Source organism: Actinomycetospora sp. ABD4_176 (assembly GCF_056311855.1).
This window is the reverse complement of record NZ_CM149974.1, coordinates 1,950,010-1,966,060: the sequence shown is the minus strand read 5'-3', so window position 1 is coordinate 1,966,060 and position 16,051 is coordinate 1,950,010. Positions and strand designations below refer to the sequence as shown.

General features: G+C 76.0%; 16 protein-coding genes. 12 read left to right on the top strand and 4 right to left on the bottom strand.

What is annotated here, in order from left to right; translation table 11 throughout:
- Positions 1 to 69: 69 nt before the first annotated feature.
- Both ACYX4T_RS09605 and ACYX4T_RS09600 read left to right on the top strand, forming a co-directional pair.
- A complete protein-coding gene (locus ACYX4T_RS09605; protein ID WP_476014310.1) occupies positions 70 to 1,080 on the top strand; it encodes a DHH family phosphoesterase in 1,011 nt (336 codons plus the stop codon).
- A complete protein-coding gene (locus ACYX4T_RS09600; RefSeq protein WP_476014309.1) occupies positions 1,077 to 2,432 on the top strand; it encodes an MATE family efflux transporter in 1,356 nt (451 codons plus the stop codon). Before ACYX4T_RS09605 ends, ACYX4T_RS09600 begins: the two co-directional genes overlap by 4 nt.
- Positions 2,433 to 2,657: 225 nt before the next feature.
- On the opposite strand, the gene ACYX4T_RS09595 is transcribed toward ACYX4T_RS09600, so the two are convergent.
- Complete coding sequence (locus ACYX4T_RS09595; RefSeq protein ID WP_476014308.1) at positions 2,658 to 3,929, bottom strand: geranylgeranyl reductase family protein; 1,272 nt, start codon at positions 3,927 to 3,929, stop codon at positions 2,658 to 2,660.
- 55 nt (positions 3,930 to 3,984) lie between these two features.
- Between ACYX4T_RS09595 and ACYX4T_RS09590 the strand changes: the two genes are divergently transcribed.
- The 8 genes from ACYX4T_RS09590 (at position 3,985) to dapB (ending at position 12,890) form a co-directional block, all read left to right on the top strand.
- Positions 3,985 to 5,022, top strand: a complete 1,038-nt coding sequence (locus ACYX4T_RS09590) for an alcohol dehydrogenase catalytic domain-containing protein (protein ID WP_476014307.1) — start codon at positions 3,985 to 3,987, stop codon at positions 5,020 to 5,022.
- A 35-nt stretch (positions 5,023 to 5,057) separates the two neighbouring features.
- Positions 5,058 to 6,002 (top strand): tRNA pseudouridine(55) synthase TruB, encoded by a 945-nt coding sequence (gene truB, locus ACYX4T_RS09585; RefSeq protein WP_476014306.1) that lies wholly within the window; start codon positions 5,058 to 5,060, stop codon positions 6,000 to 6,002.
- Positions 6,003 to 6,077: 75 nt separating this feature from the next.
- On the top strand, positions 6,078 to 7,043 hold the full coding sequence (locus ACYX4T_RS09580; RefSeq protein WP_476014305.1) for a bifunctional riboflavin kinase/FAD synthetase: 966 nt from the start codon (positions 6,078 to 6,080) through the stop codon (positions 7,041 to 7,043).
- Between the two features lie 102 nt (positions 7,044 to 7,145).
- Positions 7,146 to 7,721 (top strand): helix-turn-helix domain-containing protein, encoded by a 576-nt coding sequence (locus tag ACYX4T_RS09575; RefSeq protein WP_476014304.1) that lies wholly within the window; start codon positions 7,146 to 7,148, stop codon positions 7,719 to 7,721.
- Positions 7,722 to 7,919: 198 nt separating this feature from the next.
- Positions 7,920 to 8,189, top strand: a complete 270-nt coding sequence (gene rpsO / locus ACYX4T_RS09570; protein WP_274198811.1) for a 30S ribosomal protein S15 — start codon at positions 7,920 to 7,922, stop codon at positions 8,187 to 8,189.
- A 272-nt stretch (positions 8,190 to 8,461) separates the two neighbouring features.
- Positions 8,462 to 10,825: a polyribonucleotide nucleotidyltransferase gene (locus tag ACYX4T_RS09565; RefSeq protein ID WP_476014303.1), complete on the top strand. Its 2,364-nt coding sequence runs from the start codon at positions 8,462 to 8,464 to the stop codon at positions 10,823 to 10,825.
- On the top strand, positions 10,822 to 12,159 hold the full coding sequence (locus ACYX4T_RS09560) for a M16 family metallopeptidase (RefSeq protein WP_476014302.1): 1,338 nt from the start codon (positions 10,822 to 10,824) through the stop codon (positions 12,157 to 12,159). Before ACYX4T_RS09565 ends, ACYX4T_RS09560 begins: the two co-directional genes overlap by 4 nt.
- The gene (dapB, locus tag ACYX4T_RS09555; protein ID WP_476014301.1) at positions 12,156 to 12,890 is read left to right on the top strand and encodes a 4-hydroxy-tetrahydrodipicolinate reductase; all 735 of its coding nucleotides are present in this window, start codon (positions 12,156 to 12,158) and stop codon (positions 12,888 to 12,890) included. Before ACYX4T_RS09560 ends, dapB begins: the two co-directional genes overlap by 4 nt.
- A 31-nt stretch (positions 12,891 to 12,921) precedes the next feature.
- Here the strand turns inward: dapB and ACYX4T_RS09550 are convergent, their stop codons facing one another.
- Positions 12,922 to 13,578 (bottom strand): hypothetical protein, encoded by a 657-nt coding sequence (locus ACYX4T_RS09550; protein WP_476014300.1) that lies wholly within the window; start codon positions 13,576 to 13,578, stop codon positions 12,922 to 12,924.
- 65 nt (positions 13,579 to 13,643) lie between these two features.
- Positions 13,644 to 14,237 carry a GNAT family N-acetyltransferase gene (locus ACYX4T_RS09545; protein WP_476014299.1) on the bottom strand — a complete coding sequence of 198 codons (594 nt, stop codon included), beginning with the start codon at positions 14,235 to 14,237 and terminating at the stop codon, positions 13,644 to 13,646.
- 143 nt (positions 14,238 to 14,380) lie between these two features.
- Between ACYX4T_RS09545 and ACYX4T_RS09540 the strand changes: the two genes are divergently transcribed.
- Both ACYX4T_RS09540 and ACYX4T_RS09535 read left to right on the top strand, forming a co-directional pair.
- Positions 14,381 to 14,872, top strand: a complete 492-nt coding sequence (locus tag ACYX4T_RS09540; RefSeq protein WP_476014298.1) for a beta-class carbonic anhydrase — start codon at positions 14,381 to 14,383, stop codon at positions 14,870 to 14,872.
- A complete protein-coding gene (locus ACYX4T_RS09535) occupies positions 14,869 to 15,639 on the top strand; it encodes a hypothetical protein (RefSeq protein WP_476014297.1) in 771 nt (256 codons plus the stop codon). The genes ACYX4T_RS09540 and ACYX4T_RS09535 overlap by 4 nt, the downstream gene beginning before the upstream one ends.
- Before the next feature lie 14 nt (positions 15,640 to 15,653).
- Here ACYX4T_RS09535 and ACYX4T_RS09530 read toward each other — a convergent pair whose 3' ends face one another.
- On the bottom strand, positions 15,654 to 15,920 hold the full coding sequence (locus ACYX4T_RS09530) for a hypothetical protein (protein WP_476014296.1): 267 nt from the start codon (positions 15,918 to 15,920) through the stop codon (positions 15,654 to 15,656).
- Positions 15,921 to 16,051: the final 131 nt, after the last annotated feature.

The following is a 16,051-nucleotide window of genomic DNA, read 5'->3' as shown; positions in this document are numbered from 1 at the left end:
CCGTAGCGTGATGCCGTCGTCCCCCGCGCGGGGGCGCGGACAGTACAGCCACGAGGAGGCGCGCCGGCCATGGTCGCGGCGGAGGAGAGCCGGGGGGTGAGCCGGCCGGTCGCCCTCGACGAGGCGGTGTGCCTGCTCACGGGAGCACACCGGGTGGTGCTGCTCGCCCACGTGAACCCCGACGCGGACGCGCTGGGCAGCGCGCTGGCCCTCGGGCTCGCGCTGCACCGCCGCGGCGCGCAGGTGCAGGTGTCGTTCGGGGCGCCGGAGCAGCCGGCCGAGTCGCTGCGCGACCTCGACGTCGCGGGCCTCGTCGTGCCGCACCATCTGGTCGCGCACGTCCCGGAGCTGCTCGTCGTGCTCGACACCGGCAGTGTCGACCGCCTCGGCCCGCTCGCCGACCGTGCCGAGACGGCCGGGACGACGCTGGTCATCGACCACCACGCCTCGAACTCCGGCTTCGGCACGCACTACTACGTCGACCCGCGCGCCGAGGCCACCGCGGTGATGGTGCTGCACCTGCTCGACGCCATGGGCGCACCGGTCGACCTGCCGACCGCCCGCTGCCTCTACGCCGGCCTGGTCACCGACACCCGCAACTTCCGGGCCGCGTCGCCCGACACCCACGCCATGGCCGCCCGGCTGCTCGTCGCGGGCGTCGACGCCGAGGCGGTGACCCGGCCCCTGCTGGACACGCACCCGTTCTCGTGGCTCTCGATGCTCTCGACGGTGCTGGCGACCGCCCGCCTGGAGGCCGGCGAGGCCCGGGGGCTGGGCCTGGTGCACGCGCGCATCGCCTCGGAGCACGTCTCCGGCGGACGCCAGGAGGAGATCGAGAGCGTCATCGACGTCCTGCGCACCACGGCCGAGGCGGAGGTCGCGGTCGTGCTCAAGCAGGTCGGCGAGCACCGCTGGACCGCGTCGATGCGCTCGAAGGGCCGTCTCGACGTCGCCGCGGCCGCGTCGGCGCTGGGCGGGGGCGGGCACCGGGTCGCGTCCGGGTTCACGCTCGACGGCGAGTGCACCGACATCCTCGACCGCGTCCGGCACGCGCTGGCGGACGCGCCGCTCCTGGGATGACCGCCGGCACCGAGCCGGACACCGATCCGGGCGCGCGGCGGGTCCTCGCGCTGGCGTCGTCGGCGCTGGTGGTCCTGGTCGCCGAGCCGCTCTACCTGCTGGTCGACACGGCGGTCGTCGGGCACCTCGACGGGGCGAGCGCAGCGACGGGGTATCAACCCGGGGTGCCGCTGGCGGGGCTCGCGGTGGGCGGGGTGGTGCTGGCGCAGGTCGCGAGCCTGGGCACGTTCCTCGCCTACGGCACGACCGCCCGTGCCGCCCGCCACCACGGCGCCGGCGACCGCCCCGCCGCGGTGCGCGAGGGCGTCGCCGCGACGTGGATCGCGCTCGGCGTGGGGTTCGCCGTCGTGGCGGTCGTGTGGCTCGCGGCCCCGTGGCTGGCGGACCTCCTCGGCGGCGGGGGCGCCGTGGCCGACGCTGCCACCGGCTGGCTGCGGATCGCGGTGTGGGGCGCGCCGGGCATCCTCGTCGCGCTCGCCGGGCACGGGTGGATGCGCGGGGTGCAGGACACCCGCCGGCCGATCGTCGTGGTGCTCGCGGGCAACGGGCTCTCGGCGATCCTGTGCCCGCTGCTCGTCTACGGTCCCGGGCCGTTCCCGGAGCTGGGCCTCGAGGGCTCGGCGTGGTCGAACGTGGGCGCGCAGGCGACGGTCGGGCTGTTGTTCGTCGGCGCGCTGGTGCGGGAGCGCGTGCCGCTGCGCCCGGTGCCCGCGGACATGCGCGCGCAGTTCGGGCTCGGCCGTGACCTGCTGCTGCGCAGCGCCGCCTTCCAGGCCTGCTTCCTCTCCGCGACGGCGGTGGCCGCGCGGTTCGGGGCGCCGTCGGTGGCCGCGCACCAGATCGTGCTGCAGCTGTGGATGTTCATGGTGACGGTGCTCGACGCGCTGGCGATCGCGGCGCAGTCGCTGGTCGGGGCGGCGCTGGGCGCGGCGTCGGTGGCCACCGCGCGGCGGGTCAGCGGGCGGGTCACGCGCTACGGGCTGGTGCTGGGGCTCGTCGCCGGCGTCGTCTTCGCGGCGACGGCCGGGGTGCTGCCGGGGGTGTTCACGCCCGACCCGACGGTGCGCGACGTGGTGGGAGAGGCGTGGTGGTTCTTCGTGGCGCTGCAGCCGGTGGCGGCCTACGTGTTCGCGCTGGACGGGGTGCTGCTGGGCGCGGGCGACGCGGCCTACCTGCGGCGCATCACCGTCGGCTCGGCGCTGGGCGCCTTCCTGCCGACGATCTGGCTCTCGCTGGTCCTGGGCTGGGGGCTCGTCGGGATCTGGGCGGGGCTGACGCTGTTCATCCTCGCCCGCGCCGTGGCCGTCGGCCTGCGCGTGCGCGGCGACGCCTGGGCGGTCACGGGGACCTGAGCGGCCCGGCCGCGGTGATCAGCAGGCCGATACGCCCGTCGGCGGGACGGTCGAGGTGCTCGGCGTCCTGCTGATCTCCCCGAACGCCGGGTGTCGGGCGGCGCCCCGACCACCTCGCGCCGACCCGTGTCCCGAGGACACGGGTCGTCGCCCCCGAACCGGAGTCCGAGACCCCAGCTCGCGACCTCAGCTCGCGACCTCAGCTCGCGACCTCAGCTCGTGACCTCAGCTCGCGACCACGGGCCGGCGCAGGTCGGCGGCGGGAAACGGGGGCAGGTCGTCGGCGCGCAGCGACGCGCGGCCGGCCACCCGCCAGGCCCGCGCCACGAGGTCCGCGTCCTCCTCGGTGACGAGGTTGCCCATGACGCGCAGGGCGACGGTCATCAGCGCCCGCGAGCGCATCCCCACCGGCCCGGCGAGCGGGAGCAGGCGCGGCGTCGTCAGCAGCGTCGCGAGCCGGCGCGCGATGGAGAACGCCGAGCCGTAGTGGCGGCGCAGGGTCGCGGGCCAGGCCACCGACAGGTCGTCGTCGGCGTCCAGCAGGCTTGCGACGGTGCGCCCGCTCTCCAGCCCGTAGTCGATGCCCTCGCCGTTGAGCGGGTTGACGAGGCCCGCGGCGTCCCCGACCAGTGCCCAGTTCCGCCCTGCGACGCCCGAGACGGCGCCGCCCATCGGCAGCAGGGCCGACGCGACGTCGCGCACCTCGCCGTCGAGCTGCCAGTCCTCGCGGCGCTGGTCGGCGTAGTGCGCGATCAGCGAGCGCAGCCGCACGTTCGCGGGTCGCGCCTCGGTCGCGAGGGTCCCGACGCCGATGTTGACGTGCCCGTCGTGCAGGGGGAACACCCAGCCGTAGCCCGAGAGCACCTCGTCGGCGGTGCCCCGCAGCTCCAGGTGCGACGAGATCCACGCGTCGTCGTGGCGCCCGGAGCGCACGTAGCCGCGGGCGGCGACGCCGTAGGCGGTGTCGCGGTGCCACTCCCGCCCGAGCACGCGGCCCAGGGTCGAGCGGGCCCCGTCGGCGACGACGAGGCGCCGGCACCCGATGGTCGTGGTCTCCCCGTCGGCGGTGGTGAACACCACGCCGGTGACGCGGTCGCCGTCCCGCTCGACGTCGACGGCGCGGGCGCCCTCCACCGGCACCGCGCCCTTCGCCAGGGCGACGGTGCGGATGCGGGCGTCGAGCTCCGTGCGCGCCACGGCCCCGCCGTGCGCGGGCAGCGAGCCGCCGGGCCAGGGGAGCTCGAGCAGCTGGCCGAAGCCCGCGGCGCGCAGGCCCCGGTTCGTGCCGCGCCCGCGCACCCACTCGCCGAGGCCGAGGTGCTCGAGCTCGGCGATCGCCCGCGGCGTGAGGCCGTCGCCGCAGGCCTTGTCGCGGGGGAAGACGGCGGCGTCGGCGAGGACGACGTCGTGGCCGGCGTCGGCGGCCCAGGCCGCGGCGGCCGACCCGGCGGGGCCGGCGCCCACGACGAGGACGTCGGTGCGCGTCGGGATGGTCACCCCCTCAGCATGCCTGGTGGTCGGCGCTCGGGCCGGACCGAGAGAGACTCGCGACGTGCGCGCGGTGCTCGTCGAGGAGTTCGGGGCCGACCCGACGGTGGTGGAGCGGCCCGACCCGGTCCCGGCGCCCGACGGGGTGGTCGTGGCCGTGGAGGCGACCGGCCTCTGCGCGAGCGACCGCTTCGCCTGGCGCGGGCACGACGCCGGGGTGGTGGTGCCGTTCGTCCCGGGCCACGAGCTCGTCGGCCGGGTCGTCGCCGTCGGCGCGGAGGTGGCGCGGGCCCGCGTCGGCGACCGGGTGCTCACCCCCTTCGTCCAGGGCTGCGGACGCTGTGCGACCTGCGCGGCGGGCCAGGCGCAGGTCTGCCCGCACCAGGAGCAGCCCGGCTTCACCCACGACGGGTCGTTCGCCGAGCTCGTCGCCCTGCGCCATGCCGACGCCAATCTGGTCGCGGTCACCGACGACCTCGACGCCGGGGGAGCGGCCCTGCTCGGGTGCCGGGTCGCCACCGCCTTCCGGGCCGTCGCCGACCGGGGCGGCGTGCGCGCCGGCGACCGGCTCCTCGTGCTCGGCGCAGGCGGGGTGGGACTCGCCGCGGTGCTGGTCGCCCGCGCGCTGGGGGCCGAGGCGGTCGTCGTCGACCCGGCCCCGGCGGCCCGGCAGCGGGCCCTCGACCTCGGCGCGGCGGCCGCCCTCGACCCGGCCGTCGGCCCCGACGGGGTGCGCGCGGCCGCCGGGGGCGACGGCCCGCGGGTCGCGGTGGAGGCGGCTGGGCGTGCGGACTCGCTCGCGCTCGGGGTCCGGGCGCTGCGGCTCCAGGGCACGCTCGTCCAGGTCGGGCTGCTGGCCGCGGAGCCGACGGTGCCGGTGCCCGACGTGGTCGCCCGCGAGCTCGCCCTGCTCGGCAGCCACGGGATGGCCGCCGCCGACTACCCGCGCCTGTCCGACCTCGTGGCGAGCGGCCGCCTCGACCCCGCACGCCTCGTCACGCGGCGCATCGGGCTCGACGCCGCCCCCGCGGCCCTCGCCGCGCCGCCCGTGCCCGGCGAGGTCGTCGTCGTCGAGCCGAACCGAGTCGAGCCGAGCCGCTGACCCCGGTCGCACGGTGTCCGGCATGATGGACGGCCGTGTCCGGACGAGGTGGAGAGCGCCGCGATCGGCGGGAACGGCGGGAGGCACCGCCCCCGGGGCTGCTCGTCGTCGACAAGCCCGCGGGGTGGACCTCCCACGACGTCGTCGGGCGGGCGCGCCGGCTCATGGGCACCCGCAAGGTCGGGCACGCGGGCACCCTCGACCCGATGGCGACCGGCGTGCTCGTGCTCGGCATCGAGCGGGCGACGAAGCTGCTCGGCCACCTGGCGCTCGACACGAAGAGCTACCTGGCGACGATCCGCCTCGGGCAGGCGACCACCACCGACGACGCCGAGGGCGAGCCGCTCGACGCGCCGGCCGACACCGCCGCGGTCACGGACGACTCGATCACTGCCGGCGTCGCCGCCCTCACCGGTGAGATCGCCCAGGTCCCGAGCAGCGTCTCGGCGGTCAAGGTCGACGGCCGGCGCGCCTACGAGCGCGCGCGGGCCGGTGAGGACGTGGTCCTCGAGGCCCGGCCGGTCACCGTGTCCCGCTTCGACGTGCTCGCGACCCGCACCGAGGGCCCGTTCCGTGACCTCGACGTCCTCGTCGACTGCTCGTCGGGCACCTACGTCCGCGCGCTGGCCCGCGACCTCGGCGCCGCGCTCGGCGTCGGCGGCCACCTCACGGCGCTGCGCCGCACGCGGGTCGGGCCGTTCACGCTCGCCCGGGCCCGCACCCTCGAGGTCCTGGGCGCCGAGCAGGAGGAGCACGGCCGGGCGGCGCTCTCGCTCGACCTCGACGCCGCCGTCGCGATCGCCTTCCCGCGCCGCGACGCCGACGCCGACGAGGCCGCGGGCCTCGCGCACGGCCGCCCGCTGCCCGCCGGGGGCGCGGCCGGCACGGTCGGCGTGTTCGGCCCCGACGGGCACGTCGTCGGGCTGGTCGCCGACGACCGCGGCGCCGCCCGGCCGGTGCTCGTGCTGGCCCCGGCGTGAGCCGCGCCGCCGGGGCGCGGGTGATCCACCCACCGACGCGGCGTGACCGCGGGCACCGCCCGTAGGCTCGCCGCCGTGCAACGCTGGCGGGGACTCGACGGGGTGCCGTCGGGCTGGGGTCGGTGCGTCGTGACCATCGGCGTGTTCGACGGCGTGCACCGCGGCCACCAGCAGCTGATCGGCCGGGCGATCGCCCACGCGCGCGAGCTCGGCCTGCCCACGGTGCTCATCACCTTCGACCCGCACCCCGCGTCGGTGCTGCGCCCCGGGACGCACCCGGCGCGGCTGACGACGCTGACGCGGCGCGCCGAGCTGGTCGCCGAGCTCGGCGTCGACGCGTTCTGGGTGCTGCCGTTCACCCCGGACCTGGCGCGGGTGGCGCCCGACGAGTTCGTCCACGAGCTGCTCGTCGACCGGCTGCACGCGGCGATGGTGGTGGTCGGGCGCAACTTCACGTTCGGCTACAAGGCGGCCGGCGACGTCGCCGAGCTCGTGCGGCTGGGCCAGCGTTTCGGGTTCGCCGCCGAGGGCGTCGACCTCGTCACCGAGCCGATCGGCGCCGCCCCTCGAGGGTCCGGCGCTGTCGGCTCGACGGTGACGTTCTCGTCGACCTACGTGCGCGCCTGCATCAGCGCGGGCGACGTCCGCGCCGCCGCCGAGGCGCTGGGCCGCCCCCACCGCCTCGAGGGCGTCGTCGTGCGCGGCGACCAGCGCGGCCGGGAGCTGGGCTACCCGACGGCCAACGTCGACTGCGGCGAGCACGCCGCGATCCCGGCCGACGGCGTCTACGCCTGCTGGTTCCACCACCAGGGCCGCGTCCTGCCCGCCGCGACGTCGGTGGGCACCAACCCGACGTTCTCCGGGCGGGTCCGCACGGTCGAGGTGTTCGTCCTCGACTCCGACGAGGACCTCTACGGCGCGCGGGTCGGCGTCGACTTCGTGGAGCGGCTGCGCGGCATGGACCGCTTCGACTCGGTCGACGAGCTCGTCGTCGCCATGGACGGCGACGTGGCCCGCACCCGCGAGATCCTCGGCATCTAGCGCCGACGACCTCTCCCGAACGGCCACCACCGCCCTCCGCCGGGTGCCACCATCGCCCGGCCGGGGCGGCACGGGGGAGGGGACGGAGGCGGGGTGACGCGCGTGGGCCGATCGGAGCCCGCGGGAGGACGACCAGCCGGGACGGGCGACGACCGTGACGACCGCGGTGACGGTGACGACCGTGGTGACCGCGCGGCCGCCCTGCGCCGCAACCGGGAGCTCCAGCGCCGGTTCTACGGCGAGCCGCTGGGCGACCGGCTGCGACGCCTCCTCGGCGCCCTCGACGTCTCGCAGGCGTCGCTGGCGGCGGCGCTGGGCGTCAGCTCGCTGCAGCTCTCGCAGCTCATGAGCGGGCGGCGCGTGAAGATCGGCACGCCGGCGGTGCTGGGGCGGCTGGTCCTGCTCGAGCACGCGGTCGCGCGGCTCGACGGCGCCCACCCGACCACCCCCGACCGGGCGACCGTCGCGCGGCTGCTCGACGAGGTCCGCGCCGCCGAGCCGCGGGCCACGGCGGGCTCCTACGACCTGCTGCGCACCGTCGCCGGCCCCGACGAGCTGGCCCGCGCCGCGGACACCCTCGACCGCGGCTTCCCGTCCCTCGCGGGCCTGCTCCGACGCGCCGCGACCGGCGACCCGGCGGGCGGGGGCCCGGACGGCCGGCCCGACCCGGGCCGCTGATCCGGCCACCGGGCCCGTCGGTACACTGGGTACCGATTCGCCTGGCTGCGGTCCGTGGTGGCCGGGCGGCGGGTGGTGCGGCCGAGGTGCCGACCCCCGCGAGCGCGTCGCCCACCGTCAGCGACTCCGTCCTCGGGGCGTGGTGGGCGCCGGCCCTCCGCACGGCACCGACGATCAGTAGACAGGAGCACCACCCCCGTGGCACTGACCACCGAGCAGAAGAAGGCGACCCTCTCCGAGTACGGGGTCCACGAGACGGACACCGGGTCGCCCGAGGCGCAGGTCGCGCTGCTGACGCAGCGCATCGTGCGGCTCACCGAGCACCTCAAGATGCACAAGCACGACCACCACTCGCGCCGTGGTCTGCTGCTCCTCGTCGGCCGTCGTCGCCGGCTGCTCAAGTACGTCGCCTCCGTCGACGTGGCCCGCTACCGCTCGCTCATCGAGCGGCTGGGGCTGCGTCGCTGACCTGACGGAGCACCCCTGATCACCGCGTACGCACCGCGCCGACCGGCCACGTCGCCGGCCGGCGCGGTGGTGCGCGCACGACCCATGACCGGCCCCGCCGCCATCGCCCACGAACCCGGGACGCCCGCGCGTCGGCCGGTCCTCGGTAGTGGCCCTCGGACACCGCAGTCAGCACTGCATCCGTGGGCTTCGATCGAAGACCGCTCGTCGCGGACCGCGTCGCGGGGAGTCGTGGACGGCTCGCGGTAGGGGCCCTGCAGAAGGAGAACCCCATGACCGAGACCGACTCCGCCTCCAACGAAGGGGCAGTCCACGAGACCACCGCGGTCCTGGACAACGGTGCCTACGGCACCCGCACCGTCCGCTTCGAGACGGGCCGCCTGGCCCGTCAGGCGGCCGGCGCCGTCGTCGCCTACCTGGACGACGACACGATGCTGCTCTCCGCGACGACCGCCTCGAAGCGGCCGAAGGACAACTTCGACTTCTTCCCGCTGACGGTCGACGTCGAGGAGCGCATGTACGCCGCGGGCCGGATCCCCGGCTCGTTCTTCCGGCGCGAGGGCCGCCCGTCGACCGACGCGATCCTCACCTGCCGGCTCATCGACCGGCCGTTGCGCCCGACCTTCACCGGCGGCCTGCGCAACGAGGTCCAGGTCGTCATCACGGTCCAGAGCCTGGACCCGAAGGACCCCTACGACGTTCTCGCGATCAACGCCGCGTCGGCGTCCACCCAGATCTCGGGCCTGCCGTTCGACGGCCCGATCGGCGCGACCCGGGTCGCGCTGATCAACGGGCAGTGGGTCGCGTTCCCGACCTGGGAGCAGCTCTCCGGCGCGGTGTTCGACATGGTCATCGCCGGTTCGGTGACCTCCGACGGCTCCGACGTCGCGATCGCCATGGTCGAGGCCGAGGCCACCGACCACGCCTGGGAGCTCATCGGCGACGGCGCGCAGGCGCCCACCGAGGAGATCGTCGCCGAGGGCATGGAGGCGGCCAAGCCGTTCATCCGCACCCTCTGCGAGGCGCAGAAGGAGCTGTACGCCGCCACCGGTGTGACGACGAAGGACTACCCGACCTTCCCGGCGTACCAGGACGACGTGTACTCGGCGGTCGAGAGCGCGGTCGGCTCCGACCTCGACGACACCTTCAGGATCACCGGCAAGCAGGAGCGCGACCAGGCCCAGGACGCCGTCAAGGACCGCCTGGTCTCCGAGCTCGCCGACAAGTTCGAGGGCCGCGAGAAGGAGATCGGCGAGGCGTTCCGCGCGCTGACCAAGAAGACCGTCCGCCGGCGGATCCTCGCCGACGGCTTCCGCATCGACGGCCGCGGCACCACGGACATCCGCCCGCTGGCCGCCGAGGTCGAGGTCATCCCGCGGGCCCACGGCTCGGCGCTGTTCGAGCGCGGCGAGACCCAAATCCTGGGCGTCACCACGCTGAACATGCTGCGCATGGAGCAGTCGATCGACTCCCTCACGCCGGAGACGACGAAGCGCTACATGCACCACTACAACTTCCCGCCGTTCTCCACCGGCGAGACGGGCCGCGTGGGCTCGCCGAAGCGCCGCGAGATCGGCCACGGCGCGCTGGCCGAGCGGGCGCTGGTGCCCGTCCTGCCGACGCGCGAGGAGTTCCCCTACGCGATCCGCCAGGTCTCCGAGGCGCTGGGCTCGAACGGCTCGACCTCGATGGGCTCGGTCTGCGCCTCGACGATGTCGCTGCTCAACGCCGGTGTGCCGCTCAAGGCGCCGGTGGCCGGCATCGCCATGGGCCTCGTCTCCGGCGAGGTGGACGGCAAGGAGACCTTCGTCGCGCTGACCGACATCCTCGGCGCCGAGGACGCGTTCGGTGACATGGACTTCAAGGTCGCCGGCACCAAGGACTTCGTGACCGCGCTGCAGCTCGACACGAAGCTCGACGGCATCCCCTCGGAGGTCCTCGGCCGGGCGCTGACCCAGGCCCGCGGGGCCCGCCTCGCGATCCTCGACGTCATGGCCGAGGCCATCGACGCGCCCGACGAGATGAGCGAGTTCGCGCCGCGCATCACCACGGTGAAGGTGCCGGTCGACAAGATCGGTGAGGTCATCGGCCCGAAGGGCAAGATGATCAACTCGATCACCGAGGAGACCGGCGCCGACATCTCCATCGAGGACGACGGCACGATCTACGTCGGTGCCGCCGACGGGCCGAGCGCCCAGGCCGCGATCGACCGCATCAACGCGATCGCCAACCCGCAGCTGCCGAAGATCGGCGAGCGCTTCCTCGGCACGGTGGTCAAGACCGCCGCGTTCGGCGCGTTCGTCTCGCTGCTGCCGGGCCGCGACGGCCTCGTGCACATCTCGAAGCTGGGCGGCGGCAAGCGCATCGGCAAGGTCGAGGACGTCGTCAACGTCGGTGACAAGCTGCGCGTCGAGATCACCGACATCGACAACCGCGGCAAGATCAGCCTGATCCCGGTCAAGGAGGAGGACGCCGGGCAGCCCGCGGCCGCCGCGGACGGCGCCGACGGGGCCGACGGCGCGCCGGCCTCCGACGCCCCGGCCGACGGCGCCGAGTCGACCCCGGCCGCCCCGACCGGGCCGGCCGCCACCACCGGCGCCGTGACCGGCGCCATCGGGGGTTCGTCGCCGGAGTGACGGCTGCTCCCTCGGTCGAGACGCAGCACCCGGCCCCCGGCGTGGCACGCACCGTGCTGCCCGGGGGCCTGCGGGTGGTCACCGAGCACGTCGCCGGCGCCCGGTCGGCGTCGGTCGGGCTGTGGGTCGAGGTGGGCTCGCGCGACGAGCCCGCCCTCGGCGCCGGCACGCACGGCGCCGCGCACTTCCTCGAGCACCTGCTGTTCAAGGGGACGCGGCGCCGCTCGGCGCGGGCGATCGCGGAGGAGATCGACGCCGTCGGCGGCGACCTCAACGCGTTCACCGGCAAGGAGCACACCTGCTTCTACGCGCACGTCCTCGACCGCGACATGCCGCTCGCGGTCGACGTGCTCGGCGACGTCGTGCTCGACGCGGTGATGGCGGCCGCGGACGTGGAGCTCGAGCGCGACGTCGTGCTCTCGGAGATCGCCGGGCGGGACGAGGACCCCGAGGACCTCCTCGCCGACGACTTCGACGCGCTGCTGTTCGGCGCGCACCCGCTGGGCCTGCCGGTCATCGGCACCGAGGAGACGGTCACGGGCATGACCCGCGACCGGCTCGCGGACTTCCACGACCGGCACTACGGCCCCGCACGCTCGGTGCTCGCGGTCGCCGGCAACGTGGCGCACGCCGACGTGCTCGCCGCGGTCACCGAGGCCTACGGAACGCGGCTGTCCGGGCCGGCGACGTCGTGGCACCGCGGCGCGCAGGCCGCACCCGGCGCGCCCGCCGACCGCCTGTCCGTGCGCGACGAGGACACCGAGCAGGCCCACCTCATGCTCGGCGTGCCGTCGCTGGCGCGCGCCGACGAGCGGTGGCCGGCGCTGCAGGTGCTCTCCACCGTGCTCGGCGGGGGCATGAGCTCGCGGCTGTTCCAGCAGGTCCGCGAGCAGCGGGGGCTGGCGTACTCGGTGTACTCGTCGACGACGGGCTACGCCGACACCGGCACCCTCGCGGTCTACGTCGGCTGCGCGCCCGAGCGTCTGGGCGCCGCGGCGGCGGTGGTGCGCGACGAGCTCGGCGACCTCGCCGCCCACGGCGTCACCGGCGCCGAGCTCGCACGCGCGCAGGGCCAGCTGCGCGGCGAGCTCGTGCTGGGCCTGGAGGACACCTCGTCGCGGATGACCCGGCTCGGGCGGCGCGAGCTCGACCACGGCGGCCTCGACCGCGCCACCGACCTCACCACGACGCTCGAGCGGATCGACGACGTCGGTGCGGGTGACGTGGCAGCGCTGGCGTCGGAGCTGCTCACCGGGCCGCGCGCCGCCGCCGTCGTCGGTCCCTACGGTGACGTCGACGAGCTGCCGGGCGAGGTGCGGGAGATGATCACGTGATCAAGGTCGGGGTCCTGGGCGCGCAGGGCCGCATGGGCTCGGAGGCGTGCGCCGCCGTCCGGGGGGCCGGGGACCTCGAGCTGGTCGCCCGGGTGGACATGGGCGACGATCGCGAGGCCCTGCGCGGCGCCGACGTCGTCGTCGACTTCACCCACCCGGCGGCCGTCGCCGACAACCTGCGCTGGTGCGTCGACGCCGGCCTGCACGTGGTGGTGGGCACCAGCGGCGTCGGCGAGGACCTCCTCGACGACGTCCGCGGGCGCCTGCAGCCCGGGCAGGCGGTGCTCGTCGTCCCCAACTTCGGGATCGGCGCGGTGCTGATGATGCGCTTCGCGGCGCAGGCGGCCCGGTTCTACGACTCGGTCGAGGTCGTGGAGCTGCACCACCCGCGCAAGGCGGACGCCCCGTCGGGCACCGCGACCCGCACCGCGCAGATGATCGCCGCCGCGCGGGCGGAGGCCGGCCTGGGGCCGGGGCCCGACGCCACCACGCACGACCCCGACGGCGCGCGCGGCGCGACGGTCGACGGCGTCCCGGTGCACGCGGTGCGGATGGCGGGCCTCGTCGCGCACCAGGAGGTCCTGCTGGGCTCCGAGGGCGAGACGCTGACGATCCGCCACGACTCGCTGGACCGCAGCTCGTTCATGCCCGGCGTGCTGCTGGCGTGCCGGAAGGTCGCCGAGCACCCGGGCCTGACCGTCGGCCTCGACGGCCTGCTCGACCTCGACTGACAGCCCCTCACACCGGCGCTCACACCGGCGCTCACACCGGCGCAGTGCCCCGGAACAGCCACCGGCAGCGCAGGGTCAGCGCGCGCTCGGTGGCGGCGAGGGCCGTCGCGAGGGTGACCGCGACCTGTGCCCACCCCTCCAGGTGGAACGGCGCGGTGAACGCCCCGACGTGCGCGGCCACCACCGGGACCCGGGTGATCGCCTCCAGCGCGACCGTCCCCGTGAGCGCGAGCCCGACCAGCACGACGGCGACGGCCACGGCCCCGATCACCGCGCTCGTCCGCGGGAACCGCGCGCCGAACCGCGCCCGCAGCCCCTCGGTCGATCGCGGGTGCGGTCGGAGGGCGTGCACGGTGCCGTCGTCGGCGAGGAAGTGCATGCGCTTGAGCCCGTACTGACTGACCGCAACCTCGATGACGCCGCCGGGCACCGGGTACGCCGCGGGAAGCGTCGCCCGCCCGACCTGGGCGCCGTCGCGGTAGAAGGAGACGGGGCTCCGGCGGCTCGTGCCGTCCGCGCCGTGCCGCACGTCGACCTCGTACACGTGCTGCCCGACCTCCCCGTCCGGCCGCTCCAGGACGAACAGCGACCGCGAGAACAGCTGCCAGACGCGGTACTCGGGAACCGGGCTCCCGTCTCCGGGCCTGACCTTCGCGACCTGCCGGCGCCGCCGGTACTCCGTGACCATGCCGGGAACGCTCCGCCGTGCCGCCGCGGCATGCTCCAGCGGTCGTGGGCCACCTCACAGTGGGCTCACGGGAGCAGCGGCAGGTCCAGGTCGTCGAGGGAGGGCTCGGGGCGGAACTCCAGGTCGAGGTCGCCCGCCACCCGGATCTCGCGCAGGGGCCGCCCGCCCGCGTCGAGGGTGCGCACGGTGCCGTCGGGCTCCCAGCCGGCGCGCTCGAAGAAGCGGCGTGAGGCGTCGTCGCGCTCGGGCACCCAGGCGATCCCGCGGACGGCGCCGGCCTCCCTCAGCGCGGCGGCGACCTCGACGAGCAGCCGCCCGCCGTGCCCCCGCCGCCCCCAGCGGGGCTCGACGAGCAGCGCCGCCACCGCCGCCACCGACGCCGCGTCGTCCGGGACGCTGCCGGCGGCGTCGGCGAGGTCGTCGGGGGAGGCCGGGCCGGCGGCGCAGAAGCCGACCAGGGTGTCGCCCTCGGTCGCGACCCACACCGCGCCCGCCGCGATCGGGGCCGCCCAGCCCGCGGCGACCGCCGCTTCGTCGAAGCCCGCCACCGCGCCGGGCGGGAGCAGGTCGGCGTAGGCCGAGGTCCAGACCGTGCGCTGGACGTGCGCGACGGCGGCGGCGTCGTCGGGGGCGGCGAGGCGGACGGAGGCGAGCGCCATGGGACAGACCCTAGAGACCGACCCCGGAGACCGAGACCAGAGACCACCGTCACCGCACGCGCGGGCACGGCACGGGGTACAGCGCGACAGACCGGACAGGCGGCAGGGTGGCCGCGACCCGCTCCGACCCGCTGGGAGGCGCCATGACCGCGACCGACGAGATGCTGGCGGCGAACCGCAGCTTCGCCGAGGGCTTCGGCAGCGCCGGCCTGCCCGGCCCGCCGTCGCGGGGCGTGGCCGTCGTGGCCTGCATGGACGCCCGCCTCGACGTCTACCGCGTGCTGGGGCTGGGCGACGGCGAGGCGCACGTGATCCGCAACGCGGGCGGGGTGGTGACCGACGACGTCCTGCGCTCGCTGACGGTCAGCCAGCGCAAGCTGCGGACCCGCGAGGTCGTGCTGATCCACCACACGAAGTGCGGGATGGCGACGTTCGCCGACGACGACTTCGTCGCCGAGCTCGAAGCCGACACCGGGCAGCGGCCGTCGTGGGCGCCCGGCGCCTTCCCCGACACCGAGCAGGACGTCCGCGACTCGGTCGCCGCCGTGCGGGGCTGCCCCTTCCTCGTCCACACCGACGCCGTGCGCGGGTTCGTCTACGACGTCGACGCCGGCACCCTGTCCGAGGTGTCGTGACCCCGGGCACCGCACTCGACGTCTCCGCCGAGCTCGACGTCCCGCACCGCCCGGACCTCGCGCCGGTGGGGCGCCAGCTCGACGCGCTCGCGCCCGTCGCCGCCCGGTTCCTGGTGCCCGACAACGCGACGGCGCGGGCCGCGGTGGCCGGGCTCGTGGTGGCGGGGGAGGTACGCCGGCGGGGCCACGAGACGGTCGCGGTGCTCAACGCGCGTGACCGCAACACCCTCGGCCTGCGCCGCGACCTGCTCGGGCTGCTGGCGCTCGGGGTGGGCGAGGTCCTGCTGCTGCGCGGCGACCGCCCCGACGAGGACGCGGAGGACGGCCCGCTGACCGTCGGGGCGATGCTGCGCGAGGCCCGCGCCCTCGCCGAGGAGCACGAGGTGGCGCTGACGATCGGGGTGGTCGCCGCGCCGGGCCGCGACCTGCCGCGGTGGAAGCGCGGCGCCGACGTGCTGTGGCTGGCCCCGACGTTCTCGGTGCCCGCCGTCACCGAGTGGCGCGAGCGGCACGCCGACCTCGACCGGCCCGTTCGCGCGGGCGTCCTCGTGCCCACCGGGCCGCGGATGGCCCGCGGGGTCGCCGAGGGCATGGACCTCGAGCTGCCCGACGGCCTCACCGACGCGCTCGCCGAGGACGACACGGCCGGCGTCGACGCGGCCGTCGAGCACGCGCTGGCCCTGCGCGAGGCCGGTGTCGACGGCATCCACCTCGTGGCCGTGAGCCGCTACCGCGAGGTCGCCGCGCGCCTGTCCGGGCTGGTCTGAGCGCCCGGTACGGGTCAGGCCGGGCGCGGCAGCGGCGGGGCCGGCGGCTCGTCGGCGGCGAGCCGGGCCTGCCCGGCCGGGTGCTCGACGAGCGCGAGCACCCGCGAGGACATGAACCTCGCGGTGCGCACCGGCGTCCCGCCGCGCGTCACCTCGCTGACCTCCACCACACCTCGACCGTGGGCGATGTCCACGCGCCGCCCGGCCTTCGTGGCCTCGACCTCCCACGTCCGCGTCGCGCCACCGGCGTCGACGACGATCTCCACACGGTCCCCGACCATGGGTCCTCCTCCACTCGTTCTCCCAGGTCAACGCCGGTTCGAGGCGGATTCTTCCGCCTCGCTCGGGCGCGGGTGCCCTCTCCGTGCGAGCACTCGGCCGGTCGTTGTCGGACCCCTCGGGCAGGATCGGC